Here is an 18,661-nt window from a genome sequence, read left to right on the forward strand (position 1 = left end):
AAGGGGCTTTAATAAGCCCCTTATTAATTAATATTCAATTTTATATTATGATTCTCTGCTTGAGAAAACTTTATCTATTATACCGTAATCTTTTGCCTCTTCAGCACTCATAAAGTAATCTCTGTCCATATCAGCTTCAAGTTTTTTAATATCCTGTCCTGTATGATTAGCCATAATATTATTAAGGATGCTTTTTAAACGTATAGTTTCTCTTAATTGTATTTCCATGTCAGTAACCATACCTCTGGAACCGCCGGATGGCTGGTGTATCATTATTCTTGAATTTGCAGTAGCAAATCTTTTACCTTTAGCACCTCCTGCCAAAAGCAATGCACCGGCAGAAGCAGCCTGTCCTACACATAAAGTAGCAACATCAGGCTTAACATACTGCATAGTATCATACATACCTAAAGCAGCAGTAACAACTCCTCCAGGACTATTTATATATAATGATATATCTTTTTCAGGATCAGCTGATTCTAGAAATAAAAGCTGTGCTATAACTACATTAGCAACATCATCATTTATTTCTCCGCCTAGAAATATAATTCTATCTTTTAAAAGTCTAGAATATATATCATAAGAACGTTCACCTCTGCTTGTTTGCTCTATAACATAAGGTATAGTCATGTAATTTCTCTCCATCTTTTATATTAACCTCTTATTTTATAAATTAATATCCGCCCCAAATATCGCTTTCTTCCGGTTTGAATTTACCAGTATCTTTTTCAGCAACATTTACATGTTCTTTAACATAATCTAAAATAGCTTCAGAAGTAGCTCTGTTTTGTGCATCTCTCATTATGTAGTTTATAATGTTCTGCTGTTCTTCTTTAGGAAGTTTAGAAAGTCCCATATAGCTTTGATACTGATACATTCTATTAGCATATTCTTTTGCTTTTTCTTCATTTACTGTAATAGAATCTTTATATGTTTCAGCCAATTTAGCCATAATCATATCAAAAGTTATTTGTTTTCTAACATTTTCTTCATACTCTTTTTTTATGTCTTCATCTGTTTTAGCAACAGAAATTAAGAAATCAGTTTTACTCATTCCTCTGCTTGACATAGATCTTTCAAATTCATTTAATGATATTTCTAATTGCTCTTCATAATAACCTTTAGGAAGAGTCATATTAACTAATTCTATTAATTTGTTAAATAATGTATCATTTATAAGTTCGCTGTTAGCTCTGTCTTCAGCTCTCTTTATTAAATGTTCTTTTAAAGATTCTTTAACTTTTTGTCTGTCTTCTTCTTTGGAATCATCTTTCATATCTGGTTTTTCTACTTTTACTATATTCATTATTAAAGTAGCTTCTCTTCCATCAACATAAGTTTTAAGAAGTTTTTTATCATCTTTTTTAACGCCTATAGAATTTTTAGCAAATATGCTTTCATTTTCATCATTGCTTGCAACTACAGTAAGTTCTTTATCATATTTTTTATTCATATCGTCATCAAATTCTATTTTTACGTTAACTCTGTCTCCTATTTCTGATTTTAATTCGCTTTCTTCAAAATGAGAAAATCTATGAAGAGAAAGTTTATAAGCTGCTTCAACAACGCTGTCATCAACTGTGTATTTATTTTTTTCTACATTTATAGAAGCCAAATCAGGCAAATTAAATTCAGGTATAGGATAATATTCATAAGTAAGATGAAGTCCGTCCTCTTTATTTTCTAAATTAAGCAATTTAGGAGTACCTAAAGCCTTAACATTTTTTTCATCATGATAAGTATTCCAAGCATCATCTATTAAAACTTCATTAGTAGCACCTTCTAAAGCTTCTCTGTATCTTGAAAGTATAATATTATTAGGAGCATGTCCTACTCTAAAGCCTTTAACATTAACTCTAGGTTTATAATATTCAATTTGTTTTTCTAGTTCTTTTTTGTAAGCATCTTTTGAAATTGTTAGTTTGAGTGTAACTAAATCTTTTTCATCTGTTGAAGTTTCGAAATTTAAATCTTTAATATCCATATTTAAAAAACCTTTAAAAAATAATAAAAAAATACCCCAACAGAGAAATCTATTGGGGATTTAATATGAGCGGGAAACGGGACTCGAACCCGCGACAGTCTGCATGGCAAGCAGAAACTCTACCAACTGAGTTATTCCCGCATAGACATGTCAAATAATATAACATAATGAAACAAAAATGTCAATACTTAAATTAATAAAAAATCCTCTAAAAATTTTCCGACACCGTTTTTATCGTTGCTTAAGCATATATAATCTGCTTTGTTTTTTAATTCATCTTCTGCATTTGAAACAGCAACACCGATTCCGGCAAATTCAATCATTTTTATATCATTATAATTATCTCCAAAAGCTATTATCTCATCTCTTTTTATGCCTTTTTTATCGCATAACCACTTTAAGGCACTTCCTTTATTTATTCCGTTAGCAAGTATTTCCAAAAAATTTGTATGTGAAAATGATGTATCAGCATTAATATTATTATTTATATCTTTTTGTATCTTTTCAAGTATATCTCTGTCTCCTATAAAAAGCATTTTGCTGAATTCAAAATTTTCTATATTGTTTAATCCTATCAAAGTATCAGAGATATTTTCTTTTTGTGCATATCTTCTAAAATAAAAATCTTCTTCAGATACTATATATTTATTTCCGCTGTAAACATGTAAGTATATGTCTTTGCTTTTATATTTATTATAAATATCTATTATATTCATTGCTGTGTCTTTATCTATAGGCTTATTATAAATAAAATTACCGTCATTATCAGCAACTACAGCACCATTGAATACTATAGAATGATTATTATTATTTAAAATATTTTTATAGCGTATCATCCCATTAAGAGGTCTTCCTGTAGAAAGTATTACTTCTATTCCTCTATTCATTAAATTTTGTAAAACTTTTTTATTGTAATCACTTATTTCGCTATAATCGTTTAATAAAGTGCCGTCTAAATCAGTTGCAACAAGTTTTATATTTCTTATATTATCCATAAATAATATATTAGCATAAAAAAACTCAAAAACAAGTGAATTTCAAAATAAAATTAAACTATTAAAAGGGTAATTATATTGATAAAGTAATAAAGTTTAAAATATACTTTATTTAATGTATTTAATCATAACTATTTTGCTGCCGTTATTTTCAAAATAGAAATCATCAGAATAAAGCGATATTAAAAAAATACCTCTTCCGCTGTCTTTATATATGTTTTCCTGAGATTCAGTTAATCCTATCATAGCCATTATATAATCGAATCCGTTTCCTTCATCTTCTATAATAACTTCAACATAATCATTAATTATATTAAATTCTATATTAACTTTTTTATTTAAATCATTTCCGTTTCCATGAACTATAGCATTAGTTAAAGCCTCTTCAAAAGCTATTTGAAAGGCATCGCATTCTTTTATTCCATTATTCCTTAAAAACATTAAAAACTCATTAGAAAGCTTTGGTATATAAGATTTATCACTAGGTATTTTCATGGATAAAGTCATTTCTTTTGTTAAATCTTTTACGCACATATTCACTATTATTTCATCTCAATTCTATTATATTACTATATTCAGTTATTCTATTACTATATAGTATAGTAAAATAAGACTCATTGTCAAGTTTTTTTATATTTATAATATTCTTTTTTGTTCTTTTGTAAAACATTAACTACTTATGTTGTAATATTTATCAAAATAATATTGACAATAATTAATAATATGAATACAATTAAACATAATTATTTTTTAAGGATATTTTATGAAATATATGAACCTTTATAGAGGATATGAGAAAAGAAAAGAGGCAATAGATAAAAAAATATTTTCTATTATAGAAAGAAGTCAATTTATATTTGGTCAGGAATTGGATGAATTAGAAAAAGAATTATCAAACTATACAGGTGCTAAATATGCTGTAGGAGTATCATCAGGACATGTTGGTTTGGTGCTTTCTCTTTTGGCATTAGGATTCAATGCGGGAGAGGATCATTCTGATAAAGAAGTTATAGTTCCAGCAATGACTTTCTTCTCTACTGCTGAAGCTCCGGCATTTTTAGGTATGAAAGTGAGAGTATGCGATATAGATGAATATTTCAATATGGATATAAAAAAGCTGGAATCTCTTATAAATAAAAATACTGCTGCTATTATACCTGTTAATTTGTTCGGACAATGTGCAAATTATGATGTTATACTAGACATAGCTAAAAAAAATAATATATTTGTTATAGAAGATGCATGCCAGTCTTTTGGGGCAAGTTATAAAAATATAAAATCATGCTCCGGAAAATTAGGAGATATTGCTGTTACTTCATTTTTTCCAGCTAAGCCTTTGGGATGTTTCGGCGATGGAGGAATGGTATTTACTAATAATGAAGAGTTATATAAAAATTTAAAACAGCTTCGTCATCATGGCGATGAAGGCGGCATGATACATGTTAAATTGGGTACTACTGGAAGATTAGATAATTTACATGCTGGTATTTTATTAGAAAAATTTAAAGGTTTCGATGATGATATGAATCATAGAAGACAAGCTGCAGAATATTATAATGAAAAATTAAAAGATGTTGTAAAAGTTCCTGAAGTAGCTTCATACACTCAAAGCGTACATGCTCAGTATGTTATACAAGTTAAAGATAATAGAGATGAGATAAGAAATAAATTAAATGAATTAGGCGTTCCTACAGCACTTTATTATCCTCATCCTATACATTTAGCTCCTATACTTGTAAAAAAATTAGGCTATAAAGAAGGCGACATGCCTGTGTCAGAATATGCTTCAAAACACAATATAGCTTTGCCTATAGATAATGACATTTTAAGAGAAGAACAGGATATGGTTATAGAGGCAGTAAAAAAAGTATTATCTTAATATAAAAATATGCAGAAGGCATGTATTTTTATATGCTTTCTGCTTAATTATTAAAGATAAATTATCCTGTATACTCTTCTATATATTTTCTCATAAGCATTTTGATTGTTTCTTTATCAGCATCAAGCGAAGCAATATCAAAAGCATCAATCATAATTTTTCTTTCTTCAGGAGTTAAGCATTTTACGGGGTCTTTAGCTATGAATAATTTTTTATACTGAGAAGGTATTAATGTTTCATCATCCATTAAAATCTCTTCATAAAGTTTTTCTCCCTCTCTTATGCCTGTAAAAATTATAGGAATATCTTTTTCTGTAAGTCCGTACATTTTAAGCATATTCTTTGCTAAGTCTAAAATTTTAACCGGCTTTCCCATATCTAAAGTGAATATTATACCGTCATTTAAAGTGCATGCTTTTATAACAAGTCTTGCTGCCTCTCTTATGGACATAAAGAATCTTACCATTTCAGGATGCGTAACAGTTAATGCTTTGCCTTCTCTGATCTGTTTTTCAAATACAGGTATAACACTTCCGCTGCTTCCTAGTACATTGCCGAATCTTGTTATTTTAAATGATGTAATATTTTGTTCATGCGATAAAGACATTATCATTCTTTCGCATATTCTTTTACTTGCTCCCATTAGTGAAGTAGGGCGTACAGCTTTATCTGTTGATATAAATACAAAATTTTTAATATTATTTTTAATTGCCAAAGTTGCAACATTTTCTGTAGCTAGAATATTATTTTTAATTGCCTCTTCCGGATAAGCCTCCATAAAAGGCAAATGCTTATGAGCTGCCGCATGGAAAATTATATCAGGATTTTCTTCTTTTAGTATTTTATCAACCTTTACATAATCTCTTACATTAGAAATTATATATTTAAATTTATGTTTATTTTTTTCATTTTTAGAATCATTTAAAGACATTATAAGCGAGTGAATGGCACTTTCTGAATTATCTAATGCCATAACTTTTTTAACAGGAAGTGTAATTAATTGTCTTACAAGTTCGCTTCCTATAGAACCGCCTCCTCCTGTAACAAGTATAGTTTTGTCTTTATAATAGTTGGATATTTCTTTCTCATCAAATCCAATCTCTTCTCTTCCAAGCAAATCTGAAGGCTCTACATTTCTAATATCTTTTATAGATGCATTTCCTTTTATTATTTCAAAGAAGCATGGAAGTATTTTATATTTTATTCCTGTAGGATATATTATATCTAATATTTCAAGAAGTTCTTTTTGCTTAAGCGTAGGTATAGCGATTATTATCTCTTCTATATCTACATCATTATTTTTATATTCTTTTATTATTTTTTCTATATCTTTGATTTTGCCTTTTACTTCTATAGAATGATTTTCTAATTTTAACTCTTTTTTATTTTCATCATCATCCAAAAAGCAAAGCACATTATATTCATTATTTTCATCAGAAGTTAATATTTCAGAAGCAAGGGTTTCTCCAGCATTACCAGCCCCGATTATAACTATATTTTTTTTATTCATTTATTTTTAATTCCCAAGATATATATTTAAATATTGAGTAATAGTATATAGTTTTTTTATTTATTATACAAGAATTTTTAATAGCATAATTTTGACAATATATATGTTTTAGTATATCATTTTTTCATTAATAGGCAAATGGAATATTTTAATGACTGAAAAAATAAATAATTTAAAACAATATATAAATGAAAATTTCCTTCTTACTTTAACAAGCAAAGGCATATATAACAGATCTGTAAAGGATATAGATGCTATAATAAATAATAATAATACAAATCAAATAAGTATTGAAGAGATTGATAATAAAATAAAAGTTATATTTGATATGTCAGGAGAAAAAATAGAGGTTGTTTTAAATGATGAAAATATAAAATTAAGCAAATGTACATGCCCTTCAAAAGATGTTTGCAAACATATAATAATGGCTCTTCTTTATATAAAATATATGGATAATACCAATACTGTAAATGACAATGAAAAAAAAGAAGAAATAGAAAATAGTTTTAATGATAATTCAAATAAAGAAAATGAAACAACAGCAGAAGAAAATAATTCATTTGATGAGTTAAAAAATATTAGTTTTGATAATATAAAAAAATTAAGTACAAAAAAGAATTTTGAATATGCATTGGATAGATTTTATGATGATGTAGAAGTTAATATAAAAGAAGATGTAATGCTTGAGATATATATACCGGAAGATGATATAAGTATTTATTTTCCTAAAAAAGACAGCATAAAAAATTCTATATGTTCATGCCGGGATTCTTCTTTATGTTCTCATAAAATAATTGCAATACTTAAATATAAGGAAATGTATGGTGCTTTAGAAGAAATCAAAGAAGAGGATAAAGAAATAGATGAAAATATTTTAAAATTCTCAAAAAATTTTACTGAAAGCATATTTGAAAAAGGTTTATATTCATGCAGTGAGAAAGATTTTGATACAGCAGAACAGCTTAGTATTAAACTTCAAATGAAAATAATGCCTGAGCTTTCAAAGATGTTTAGAAGTATTGCAGACGGTATTGATTCTATGCTTAATAAAAGAGCTTCTTTTAATAAATTGTTTTGCTTTGCCACTTTATCAAGACTGTATAATACAATAAATTTAATAGAAAAATCAAAAAAAGAAAATGATAATAGAACTGTAAAATTATTAACAGGTGAAATTAGAAGCAAATATGTAGATAGAAGAAACGGTGATTTTTTAGGACTTGGTGCATATCCTTGGATTACTTCTACAGGATATTTGGGGGTAAGTGCATATTTATATAATTTGAATTCTAAAAATGTTTCTTTCTTTTCGTATATGATACCTACATTTTATGATGATTCAAAAATTTCTTATGATGATGTAAGAAGCAATTACAGAAAGAAAATGCATTTTGAAAATAACTTATCTATAGAAGAGGTTTCAAAATATAAGTTAAAATTTGTAAGTTATAAAATTAACAGTGAAGAGAGAATATCATCGAGCAAGTATAGTTCTGTAATATTAAATGATAGAGTAGATTCTAAATTATTAGAAGAAATAAGAGTATCTAAAAATAATGAAGAATTATTTGCTGAAAATTATGATGATATATTTAATATGGGTTTTGAGTATGATTATTTTAATAGATCAAATAGAGTAAAAGTTATAATAGCTAAGTTTCAAGCTATAGAGAATGCAGACTTTGATAAAATACAGCAGATACTTTATTTTGATATAGTAAATAATGACGGAGAAGAGAGATTAACTTTAAGTATTAAATATAATTCTATTCATTCAAATGGTATTAAATATATAATGAATTATAAAAACTCTGATATTGATAAAGAAAGATTTATATTATTAGAAAAAACAAAATATTATATTAGACCTATAAGCATAATAAATGCTAATGCTATTATAAATATATTTTTTGAAGATTAATATGTTTAGCATATAAATATTATTCATACACTAAACATATTAATATATATTATTTATTTACGAATTTCTTTATTCTCTCTACAGCTTCTTTTAATAAAGGTATATCCTGAGTTAAAGCTATTCTAAAATAATTCTCGCTTCCGAAAGCAATTCCAGGTACTACAGCAACTGAAGTTTCCTCTAAAAGCTTCATACAAAAATCAATAGAATTTTCTTTAGAGAATTTACTGTATCCTACAAATAGATAAAATGCTCCTCTAGGCTCTATTACATCAAAACCTAAATCTGATAATCCCTTAGACATAATCATAGCACGTTCTTTATAAGTATCTCTAAAACTTTCAATAAAAGGATAATTTTTTAAAGCATACTCAGCAATAGCACATGAAAGAGCAACCATGCTTCCTACATTATTAAAACTTGCATTAATAAAGCATTTTCTAACATATTCTGGAGATATGCTGTATCCTATTCTCCATCCAGTCATAGAATGCGATTTGGAAAAACCATTGAAAGCTATAACTTTATCTTTTATAGAAGGATAAGATGTAAATGATGTAAAAGGATAAAATGATATAGCAGAATATATTTCATCGGCTATAATAAATATATCTTTTTTTTCAAAGTATTTAACAAGCTCATCCATTTCTTCTTTTTTAAGCATATATCCGGATGGGTTTCCTGGATTGCTGAAAAGTATTGCTTTTGTTTTATTTGTAACAACTTTTTCTATAGTTTCCGGTTTTAATACAAATTTATCTTCGCTTGTATCCAAATAAACAATTTTACCATAAGCTAATTTTATAGCCCATTCATAAGGCGAAAAGTATGGAGTAGGAAGTATAACCTCATCATCAATATTTAATATAGTTCTGAATATTGATGAAATTCCTTCCATAGAGCCTATATGCATTAAAATATTATTAGCATTAACATCAGAACCATAATATTTATTATAATGTTTTGCTACAAGTTCTCTTAATTCATTAGAACCGCCTGCCTGAGTATAACCTAATGCATGAGTTTTAGCATATTCATAAGCATAATCAATAAATTCTTTAGGAGGCTGCAAATCAGGCTCTCCTATAGTAAGCATTATAGCATTTCCTTTTTTTTGAGCTTTTTCAGTAAATTCCCTTATTATAGAATAAGGTACAGTAACTATATTTTTATTAAGCTCCATGATAGATTCTCCATTTAATTTATTTTTTAATATATTGTCAAATTAGAAAAGCCTCTATATATGGAATATATAGAGGCTTTTAATTATTTTCTTAAATCATCAACTAATTTAGTTTTGTCGGAAGTTTTATCATCTTTTTCTTTTATTACTTTAGCAGGATTTCCAACAACAACTTGATTATCTAATACATCCTCTATAACAACAGCACCGGCACCAATAACGGCATTTTTACCAACATGCACGCCTTCTATAATTACAGCATTTGCCCCTATAACAACATTATCTTCTATGATTACAGGTTTAGCAGAAGGAGGTTCAATTACTCCGGCAATAACTGTACCTGCACCGACATGGCAGTTTTTTCCAACAATAGCACGTCCTCCCAAAACAGCTCCCATATCTATCATGGTTCCTTCTCCAACTTCTGCTCCTATATTGATTATAGCTCCCATCATTATAACGGCATTATCACCAATTTTTACTTTATCTCTAATTATAGCACCAGGCTCTATTCTAGCATTTACATTAAAATAATTTAAAGTAGGCACGCCTGAATTTCTTCTATCATTTTCTAAATAATAATCTTCTATGCTGTCCTTATGCTCATCCAAAATAGTTTTTATTTCTTCATAATCTCCTACTATAAAGTGGAAATTACCAGAAGAAAATACTTTTGCTGTAGTTTTTATATTATCAATATTTCCTTTTATATATATTTTAACAGGTGTTTTCTTTTTAGAATTTTTTATATACGCAATTATATCTTCCGATTTTTCTAACATGTCCATTTAAATTATTCTCCTCAAAATAAATTATGCTAATACTTCTCTCATTCTGTAAAGACCAGGTTTTTTACCTATGATAAATTGTGCAGCTTTAATAGAACCTTTTGCAAAAATTCTTCTTGAAGTTGATGTATGCTTTATCTCTATTATTTCATCATCTCCATAGAATATAACACTATGTTCTCCGACTACAGAACCGCCTCTTATAGAATGTATACCAATTTCTTTTTTATCTCTAGCATGAAGTCCGCTTCTTCCATTAACAGCAAGCATTTTATTATCCAAAGCATCATTAATTACATTGAAAAGTGTTTTAGCCGTACCGCTTGGAGAGTCAACTTTTCTATTATGATGTGTTTCTATGATTTCAATATTAAAATCACTTAATTTAGGAGCAATTCTAGCTACTATCTCATTCATCAAATTTATACCTATGCATGTATTAGAAGATAATACTATAGGCACGCGAGCTGATGCTTCAAGAATTTTAGATAATATGCTTTCATCATATCCTGTAGTACAAATAACCATAGGTATATTATTTTTTACTCCATAATCTAACATAGAAGGAATTCTTGAAAAATGAGAAAAATCTATAATAACATCGCCTTTCTCATTGGTTAAATCGTCGGCAAAACCGCTGATTTCTAATTCGCCTTCTTTTTCAATGACTTCTTTTAACATAGAGCTCATAACTCCAGTTCCATGTATTATTACTTTCATTTCTAACTCCAAATCTTTATTTATATTATAAAAATTATTTTTTTATACCATATCTGTTTATTATTTCTCTTACATGTTCTCTGCTTTTATCGCTTAAAGGTCCCAAAGGAGAACGGCAAGGTCCTACATCAAATCCCATAATATTCATAGCCTCTTTTACAGGTACAGGATTAACTTCTATAAACATGGCTCTAACTAAATCTATATATTTAATTTGTGCTTTAACAGCTTCTGCAGTATTTCCATTAAGATAATTCATAACCATATCATGATTTTCTTTTGGTATAATGTTGCTTGTAACAGATATAACTCCTTTTCCTCCTAAAGAAAGTATAGGTGTTACCATATCATCATTTCCGGAATATATATCCAAATTAGGAGCAATATTAGCAATATCAGCTACATAACTAATATCGCCGCTGGCTTCTTTTATGCCTTTAATATTAGAAATAGCTGCTAATGTTTTAATAACATTTAAAGATAATTTTACTCCAGTTCTTGAAGGTACATTATACATTATAACAGGACATTTTACGCTGTTTGCTATTTGAGTAAAATAATCAATTAATCCGCTTTCATTTCCTTTATTATAATATGGGGTTACAGCCATTACAACATCGGCACCATATTCATAAGATTTTTTACTGAACTCTACAGCTAAACTTGTGTTATTGGTTCCAGTGCCTGCGATAACCAAAGTTCTTTTTTTAGTTCTCTCTATGCAGAATTTGATAACTTCCATTCTCTCTTCTGCACTAAGTGTAGCACTTTCTCCGGTTGTACCTGCAGCAACTATAGCATCAGCTTTATTTGCTATTTGAAACTCTATAAGTTCCTCTAATTTTTCGTAATTAACCCTATAATCGTTAGTAAATGGTGTTATTAAAGCTACACCAGCTCCCTCAAATAATGACATATTAATCTCCTTTAATTATATATTATTACAATTATAAAAACAACTCTTTATTTTTATAAGTATTATAAACATTCAAAACCTGCATCTTTACACCTATGTTTATAGCATCTTCATCAATATCGAATAAAGCATTATGAATAGGTGCTTTTATTCTATCATTAGAAACCCCTAAACTGAAAAAAGAACCTTTAACTCTTTGAAGATAATAACTAAAATCTTCTGTAGTCATGTTGGCATTTTCTTTTATACAGTTTTCCTTTCCTAAAAACATATTTCCGGATTCTATAATAATATTAACAGCATTATCATTATTAATTAATGCCGGATAAGACGGTATATCTATAAACTCGCATTCAGCACCGAAATTTTTTGCGGTATTAATAATGATATTTTTTATCATATTTAATCTGAATTCTCTTGTTTCATCATCGCAAAGCATTCTAATAATGCCTTCCATTTTTACATTATCAGCTACTATGTTATTTGCTGTACCTCCATTGATTGTTCCTATATGAAGTCTCATACTTCCGTCAGTAAATGCAGAAACAAAACTATGAAGCTGAGTTATAATATGAGAAGCAACAATTATAGAGTCTATACCATAATATGATTTAGCTCCATGAGCAGATTTGCCATGTACATGTACTTCAAACATATTAGAACTAGCATACATTGCTCCGTAAGTAAAGCTAATCTGTCCTACATTTATTTCTGGTCTCACATGAAGTCCGTAAATAACATTAACATTATCTAATGCTCCTTCTTCTATCATAGGCAAAGCACCGCCTGTTGTCTCTTCAGCAGGCTGATATATTAATCTTATATTGCATGGAGGCTTTATTTCAGAAAAATATTTTGCTATACCTGTTAATATAGTTGTATGAACATCATGTCCGCATGAATGGCATTTTCCTTTATTTTGAGAGGCGTAAGAACAATTTTTTTTATCTTCCATAGGCAAAGCATCCATATCAGCCCTAAAAGCTATGGTGAAATTTTTATCTTCTCCTTCAATATCAGCTACTATTCCGGTTTTTGCTATTTGTGTTTTATGGCTTACATTAAATGATTTAAGTATAGATGATATTTTTTCCATAGTTCTAAACTCTTCAAAGCCTAACTCAGGATGCATATGCAAATCTCTTCTTAAATCTATTAAAAACTCTTTCATGGACAAGAGTACATAATCTGATATTATAAAATTATTATTCATTATATTATATGCCTTGTTTTAAAAACAGTTATATCCTATTTAATATAAAAGTTATGTATTATTAATATTATTTTTAATTTGGAAATTGGTTTTATTTTAAAGAATTACTTCTTAGATTTAGATAAGTTACGTTTGAAAGATTTATAGAATTTAGAAAGCTGAAAATAAATGTTTGAATTATTGGATGTGCATGCAGCACTTTGGGTTGCATTGAGTATTGCCGAAATATACATTCCAAACTCCTTATTTTAGATTATTGATAGTATTATTATATACAATAATATCGTAAAAGTCAATAAAAAGAATATTATTTTTTAAAAAAAAGGAATGCATTTTTTAAAAATGCATTCCTTAAAACTTATATTAAAAAATATTAGAATCTTAATCCAATTTGTCCGCCTATATCAAATGCTGACATTTTTATATTGTTATTAGGATCTTTGTATTCTATTAATGGGATATCGTAAGAAACATACATACCAATAACAAAATTTAAAGGAAGTAAGAAGTCTAAAGTTGCTTTTACATAAGGTATATAAGGATTTTTAAAATTATTTTTTAATTTTTTTAGATTATATCCTTCTGCATTATATCCTCCGTCACTTTCTTTGAAATATGTACTTGCTGCTAAAGGTATTTTTATTCCGGCACCCACGCCTATAGATATGAATGTAATGTCTATTTTAGGCAATACACCTATCATTAAGCTGTCAAAAGTTACTCCTCCTCTAGAGTTTTGATCCAATGATGATTTGAAGGCAAAGACATCTCTATTATATCCTAAATCTAAACCTAATCCGAATGATAAATATCTAAATCCGAAATAATATGCCGGCTGAAAATGTATTCCAAATTCAAATGCCCTGTCAGACTTTATAGCAGAAGCATCATTTCCGCTGAAACTGCTGAAGCTTGCTCCAAGAGGAATCATTAAACCTAAACTAGCTCCTGTTTTAGCCATTAAATTTCCGCTTATAGTTATAGCCAACATAAAAGATATTATTATTAGCTTTTTCATTGTTTTCTCCTTAAAAAATAAAAATTATAATAATTATTATTTATATATGTTAATTATCTATATATAAATATAAAAAATCAATAGTAAAAAACAATATATAATTCTCTTTTTTTATATTATTAATATATGTATGATATAATATTTTTTATAAATTAAACATTCGACTAATTTGTTAAAAGGTACAAAAGTTATAAAATACGATTGCAATAAATAAAAAATAATTATATGTTCTTTAACTAGGCATTAAAATTTTTGTTTATAATCTAATAGTTAGATAAAAAATCTAATAAGGACTTAAAGAAATATGCAAGAAAAAATCAATGAACTTAGAAAAAGAAAAGAGAAAATAGAGGAGGCTGGCGGAAAAGACAAAATAGAAGAACGCCATGCAAAAGGAAAATTAACTGCTAGAGAGCGTATTTTGCATCTTTTAGATGAAAATACTTTTTGTGAGATTGATGCTTTTATAGAGCATAGATGCAGTGATTTTGGAATGGAGAAGAATAAAATAGCAGGTGAGGGTGTTGTTACTGGATATGGAAAAATAAACGGAAGACAAGTATGCGTATATGCTCAGGACTTTACTGTTATAGGCGGTTCATTAGGACAAATGCATGCCGCTAAAATTTGTAAAGTTCAGGACATGGCTATAAAATTAGGATGCCCTTGTATAGGTATTAATGATTCAGGCGGAGCTAGAATACAGGAAGGTATTGATTCATTAAGAGGATACGGAGATATATTCTATAGAAATGTTCAGGCTTCAGGAGTTGTACCTCAAATATGTGTAATAATGGGCCCTTGTGCAGGAGGTGCTGTTTATTCACCTGCTTTGATGGACTTCATACTTATGACTGACAAAACTGCTAATATGTTTATTACTGGTCCTCAGGTTGTAAAAGCAGTAACAGGAGAACAGGTTTCTGCCGAGGAGCTTGGAGGAGCTTTTGTTCACAGTAAAACTTCTGGTGTTGCTTCTTTGATGTTTCCTGATGAAATATCTACTTTGGAAGGTGTAAAAAAATTACTTTCTTATATACCTCAGAATAATTTAGAGGATGTTCCTTTAGTGAAGACTAATGATGATCCTAACAGAAATGATGAAGAGTTATCAAATATACTTCCGGATAGTCCTAATAAGCCTTATGATGTTAAAGAGATCATTAAAAGAGTAGTTGATAATGGCGAGTTTTTTGAGCTTCAGCCTTTATTTGCTACTAATATAGTTATATGTTTTGCACGTCTTGATGGTAAATCAGTTGGTATAATAGCAAATCAGCCTAATTCTATGGCAGGCGTACTTGATATAAATGCGGCAGATAAAGCAGCAAGATTTATACGTTTCTGCGACAGCTTTAATATTCCATTGGTTACATTAGTTGATACTGCAGGATATTTGCCTGGAGTAGGACAGGAGCATAATGGAGTTATAAGACATGGTGCTAAACTTTTATATGCTTATTCAGAAGCTACTGCACCAAAAATTACTCTTATTATAAGAAAGTCTTACGGCGGAGCTTACATAGCTATGTGTTCAAAGCATTTAGGTGCTGATATGGTTTATGCATGGCCTTCTGCTGAAATTGCTGTTATGGGACCTGACGGAGCTGCTAATATAATATTCAAAAAAGATATAGATAAAGCTGAAGACCCTAAAAAGGTAAGAGCTGAAAAAATAGAAGAATACAAAAAAGAATTTGCTAATCCTTACAGAGCTGCTGTAAGAGGTTATGTTGATGATGTAATAGAGCCGGAATATACTAGAAGCTATCTTATAAATGCATTACATCTTTTAGCAAGCAAAAGAGAAACAAGAATGCCTAGAAAGCACGGCAATATACCTCTATAAGTTTGAAGGAGTTGTAAGAATGGAACATAATGCGGCTATTGCCATATTCGGCATAATGTCTGTTTTGATTACCGCTTTGGTTTTCTATATATTATCTGTGATTTTAGCTATTATTTTTAAGGCTAGAAATACTAAAAAAGAAGAAGAAATAAGCAAAGTAGTAGAAGAGAGTAAAACTAAAGAAGAGGACTTGATTGATGATACTGAGCTTGTTGCTGTAATTACTGCTGCAATATCATCTTATACAGGCATGTCTAATAATAAATTTATAATTAAATCTATACAAGAATATAAAACTCCTATATGGGGTATGGCAGATAGAGTAAATAAACTTAAATAAAATATTTGGGAGAAATTATGAATAAACAATATAAAATAACAGTTAATGGAAAAATTTATGATGTATTAGTAGAAGAGGTAAAAAGTGAAAAAGTACAGCAGCCTGCTCCGACAGTTCAGTCTGCCGCACCAGCAGTTCAAGCATCAGCACCAGCAGTGAAAACACCAGCACCTGCAGCAGTTCAAACTCCTTCTGCACCTATAGATGAAAATGCTGTATCAGTAAAAGCTACAATGCCTGGTACTATAGTGTCATTCAGCGTAGCAGTAGGAGATAAAGTTTCTGAGGGTCAGGTTGTAGCAATATTAGAAGCTATGAAAATGGAGAATGAAGTTACAGCACCTGCTTCCGGAGTTGTTAAATCTATACATGTAGAAAAGGGTTCTTCTGTTGTTGAAGGTCAGGTTATATTACAGATTAGCTAAGGGGTATATATGAATAATGCTTTAGGTTTGGATTTTAACAATTTACTTACAGGTTTTTATCCGCCGTCTTTTGCCCAAATTATTATGATACTTTTGGGGGCATATCTTATATATATGTCCATTTATTATAAAAGAAAACCTTTACTTCTTCTTCCTATGGGGGTTGCAATATTAGCTGCTAATATGCCTCTTCCTAAGATGACTGAAGATGTTGTAGCTGGATTTTTAGGTTTAATACACAGCGGGGCAGACAGCGGAGTTTATCCTGTTTTAGTATTTTTTGCTGTGGGTACTATGATAGATTTAGGGCTTGTGCTTGCCGATCCTAAAAATTTCTTTATAGGTGCCAGTTCACAGATTGGAATATTTTTGATATTTTTTATTATGAGTTCTCTAAATATAAGTGAAGGATTATCTGCGGCTACTTCTATTATAGGAGCTGCAGACGGAACTTTGGCTATGTATATGTCTTCTTTGATTACAGAGCCTAAATACTTTGCTGCTATTGTTATGTCGGCATATCTTTATATGGAGCTTCTTCCTATTCTTCAATCCGGTCTTACTAAAGTTTTAACTACTTCAAAAGAAAGAAAAATATCTATGGAGTATTTAAGATATGTATCAAGAGGAGAGAAAATAATATTTGCTGTTATTGCTATGGGACTTTGCGGTATATTTTTAGCTAATTCATTTCCTTTAATAGCTGCACTTTTATTTGGAAGTATTTTAAGAGAATCTGATATAATAAAAAACTTTTCTGTTACATTGCAGAAATCTATTACTGGAATACTTACAATGCTTATAGGAATAGCAATAGGTTCTTCTGCTTCAGCCGAATATTTTATGACGCTTGATACAGTTTTAATATTTGCTTTCGGTTTATTTTCATTAGTTTTAAGTACAACTATAGGTGTTATAACTGCTAAGCTTATTAATATAATTTCAGGCGGAAAGGTTAATCCTATAATAGGTTCTGCCAGCTTGAGTGCTTTCCCTGTACCTGCTTGGGGAGCACATATTTACGGACAAGAAAATAGTTCTTCTAACTGTCTTCTTCTTCATGCTATGGCTGTAAATATATCTGGTATTATATCCGGAGCTATTACAATGGGTATACTTTTGACATTTTTCCACTAATTTGACAATTTTATAATATACATACAAATGTTAGAGCCCTTATATAGGGCTTTAATATTTTAACGGTAAATTAGTATATGAGCGAAATAATAATAAAATATAAAAAAATAAAAAATATATACATAAGGGTAAAACCAGATTTAAACATATATGTAACAGCACCTAGAAGAGTTACTAAAAAATATATATACGAACTTTTAGAAAAAAGGAAAGAGTGGATAGAAGATAAAAAAGAAGAAATTAAAAAGAAAAATATTTATGATACAAACAGAAAAGAATTAAAAAGCGGTAATGAAATATTTTATCTTGGTAAAAGCTATATATTAAAAGTATTAAAATGCCAAAAAGAAAATATAATTATTGCAGGCAGAATTATGTATATGTATGCTGATATAAAAGATGATGAAAATAATGATGCAAGAATAAAGCAGATACTTCTTGATAATTGGTACAAAAAAGAGTCATTGAAATTATTTGATTCATTAATAAAAAAATACAGCTCTATTATGGGATTGGAAATTGATACATTTAGTGTAAAAAAACTAAAAAGCAAGTGGGGTTCATGCGATATTAGGAAAAAACATATTACTTTTAATCTTGAGCTTATGAAATATCCAATACAAGCAATAGAATATATAGTTATTCATGAGTTGGCGCATCTTGTGGAGGCAAATCATAGTAGGAAGTTTTATGATGTTGTAAGTCTTTATATGCCTGAATGGAAGAAGCATAAAAAGATATTGGATACGTTTTTTAATGACTTATAATGAATTTTTATTTAAT

19 protein-coding genes and 1 tRNA gene are annotated in these 18,661 nt (G+C 28.9%); 7 read left to right on the top strand and 13 right to left on the bottom strand.

The window, feature by feature from the left end; all coding sequences use genetic code 11:
- Positions 1-45: 45 nt before the first annotated feature.
- The 5 genes from clpP to Q0J90_RS10775 form a co-directional block, all read right to left on the bottom strand.
- Complete coding sequence (gene clpP, locus Q0J90_RS10755; RefSeq protein WP_051436838.1) at positions 46-630, bottom strand: ATP-dependent Clp endopeptidase proteolytic subunit ClpP; 585 nt, start codon at positions 628-630, stop codon at positions 46-48.
- Between the two features lie 43 nt (positions 631-673).
- Positions 674-1,984: a trigger factor gene (locus Q0J90_RS10760; RefSeq protein ID WP_297277897.1), complete on the bottom strand. Its 1,311-nt coding sequence runs from the start codon at positions 1,982-1,984 to the stop codon at positions 674-676.
- Positions 1,985-2,052: 68 nt separating this feature from the next.
- Positions 2,053-2,125 (bottom strand) — tRNA-Gly (locus Q0J90_RS10765).
- Between the two features lie 47 nt (positions 2,126-2,172).
- Positions 2,173-2,979, bottom strand: a complete 807-nt coding sequence (locus tag Q0J90_RS10770; RefSeq protein ID WP_297277898.1) for a Cof-type HAD-IIB family hydrolase — start codon at positions 2,977-2,979, stop codon at positions 2,173-2,175.
- A 108-nt stretch (positions 2,980-3,087) separates the two neighbouring features.
- Entirely contained in the window at positions 3,088-3,513 is a 426-nt protein-coding gene (locus Q0J90_RS10775; protein ID WP_297277899.1) for an ATP-binding protein, read from the bottom strand.
- Between the two features lie 229 nt (positions 3,514-3,742).
- On the opposite strand from Q0J90_RS10775, the gene Q0J90_RS10780 reads away from it, so the two are divergent.
- On the top strand, positions 3,743-4,858 hold the full coding sequence (locus tag Q0J90_RS10780) for a DegT/DnrJ/EryC1/StrS aminotransferase family protein (protein WP_297277900.1): 1,116 nt from the start codon (positions 3,743-3,745) through the stop codon (positions 4,856-4,858).
- 61 nt (positions 4,859-4,919) lie between these two features.
- Here the strand turns inward: Q0J90_RS10780 and Q0J90_RS10785 are convergent, their stop codons facing one another.
- Positions 4,920-6,368, bottom strand: a complete 1,449-nt coding sequence (locus Q0J90_RS10785; protein WP_297277901.1) for a nucleoside-diphosphate sugar epimerase/dehydratase — start codon at positions 6,366-6,368, stop codon at positions 4,920-4,922.
- 151 nt (positions 6,369-6,519) lie between these two features.
- Here Q0J90_RS10785 and Q0J90_RS10790 point away from each other — a divergent pair, with 151 nt between their 5' ends.
- Positions 6,520-8,289 carry an SWIM zinc finger family protein gene (locus tag Q0J90_RS10790; RefSeq protein ID WP_297277902.1) on the top strand — a complete coding sequence of 590 codons (1,770 nt, stop codon included), beginning with the start codon at positions 6,520-6,522 and terminating at the stop codon, positions 8,287-8,289.
- Between the two features lie 49 nt (positions 8,290-8,338).
- Here Q0J90_RS10790 and Q0J90_RS10795 read toward each other — a convergent pair whose 3' ends face one another.
- From Q0J90_RS10795 to Q0J90_RS10825, 7 genes are all read right to left on the bottom strand, one after another.
- On the bottom strand, positions 8,339-9,472 hold the full coding sequence (locus tag Q0J90_RS10795; protein WP_297277903.1) for a pyridoxal phosphate-dependent aminotransferase: 1,134 nt from the start codon (positions 9,470-9,472) through the stop codon (positions 8,339-8,341).
- A gap of 83 nt (positions 9,473-9,555) precedes the next feature.
- Positions 9,556-10,260: a 2,3,4,5-tetrahydropyridine-2,6-dicarboxylate N-acetyltransferase gene (gene dapD, locus Q0J90_RS10800; protein ID WP_297277904.1), complete on the bottom strand. Its 705-nt coding sequence runs from the start codon at positions 10,258-10,260 to the stop codon at positions 9,556-9,558.
- A gap of 24 nt (positions 10,261-10,284) precedes the next feature.
- Positions 10,285-10,980 carry a 4-hydroxy-tetrahydrodipicolinate reductase gene (gene dapB, locus Q0J90_RS10805; RefSeq protein WP_297277905.1) on the bottom strand — a complete coding sequence of 232 codons (696 nt, stop codon included), beginning with the start codon at positions 10,978-10,980 and terminating at the stop codon, positions 10,285-10,287.
- 34 nt (positions 10,981-11,014) lie between these two features.
- Positions 11,015-11,896 (bottom strand): 4-hydroxy-tetrahydrodipicolinate synthase, encoded by an 882-nt coding sequence (gene dapA / locus Q0J90_RS10810; RefSeq protein WP_297277906.1) that lies wholly within the window; start codon positions 11,894-11,896, stop codon positions 11,015-11,017.
- Between the two features lie 31 nt (positions 11,897-11,927).
- A complete protein-coding gene (locus Q0J90_RS10815) occupies positions 11,928-13,109 on the bottom strand; it encodes a M20 family metallopeptidase (protein WP_297277907.1) in 1,182 nt (393 codons plus the stop codon).
- Positions 13,110-13,213: 104 nt separating this feature from the next.
- Complete coding sequence (locus Q0J90_RS10820; protein WP_297277908.1) at positions 13,214-13,342, bottom strand: hypothetical protein; 129 nt, start codon at positions 13,340-13,342, stop codon at positions 13,214-13,216.
- A 140-nt stretch (positions 13,343-13,482) separates the two neighbouring features.
- Positions 13,483-14,127, bottom strand: a complete 645-nt coding sequence (locus Q0J90_RS10825; RefSeq protein ID WP_297277909.1) for a hypothetical protein — start codon at positions 14,125-14,127, stop codon at positions 13,483-13,485.
- 304 nt (positions 14,128-14,431) lie between these two features.
- On the opposite strand from Q0J90_RS10825, the gene Q0J90_RS10830 reads away from it, so the two are divergent.
- The 5 genes from Q0J90_RS10830 to Q0J90_RS10850 all read left to right on the top strand — a co-directional run bounded on the left by Q0J90_RS10830 (position 14,432) and on the right by Q0J90_RS10850 (position 18,645).
- The gene (locus Q0J90_RS10830) at positions 14,432-15,976 is read left to right on the top strand and encodes an acyl-CoA carboxylase subunit beta (RefSeq protein ID WP_297277910.1); all 1,545 of its coding nucleotides are present in this window, start codon (positions 14,432-14,434) and stop codon (positions 15,974-15,976) included.
- Positions 15,977-15,995: 19 nt separating this feature from the next.
- The gene (locus Q0J90_RS10835) at positions 15,996-16,316 is read left to right on the top strand and encodes an OadG family protein (protein WP_297277911.1); all 321 of its coding nucleotides are present in this window, start codon (positions 15,996-15,998) and stop codon (positions 16,314-16,316) included.
- Positions 16,317-16,333: 17 nt separating this feature from the next.
- Positions 16,334-16,741, top strand: a complete 408-nt coding sequence (locus Q0J90_RS10840) for a biotin/lipoyl-containing protein (RefSeq protein ID WP_297277912.1) — start codon at positions 16,334-16,336, stop codon at positions 16,739-16,741.
- A 9-nt stretch (positions 16,742-16,750) separates the two neighbouring features.
- Complete coding sequence (locus Q0J90_RS10845; protein WP_297277913.1) at positions 16,751-17,878, top strand: sodium ion-translocating decarboxylase subunit beta; 1,128 nt, start codon at positions 16,751-16,753, stop codon at positions 17,876-17,878.
- A gap of 77 nt (positions 17,879-17,955) precedes the next feature.
- Complete coding sequence (locus Q0J90_RS10850; RefSeq protein ID WP_297277914.1) at positions 17,956-18,645, top strand: M48 family metallopeptidase; 690 nt, start codon at positions 17,956-17,958, stop codon at positions 18,643-18,645.
- Positions 18,646-18,661 lie beyond the last annotated feature (16 nt).

Source organism: uncultured Brachyspira sp. (assembly GCF_944390595.1).
Taxonomy (GTDB): Bacteria; Spirochaetota; Brachyspiria; order Brachyspirales; family Brachyspiraceae; genus Brachyspira.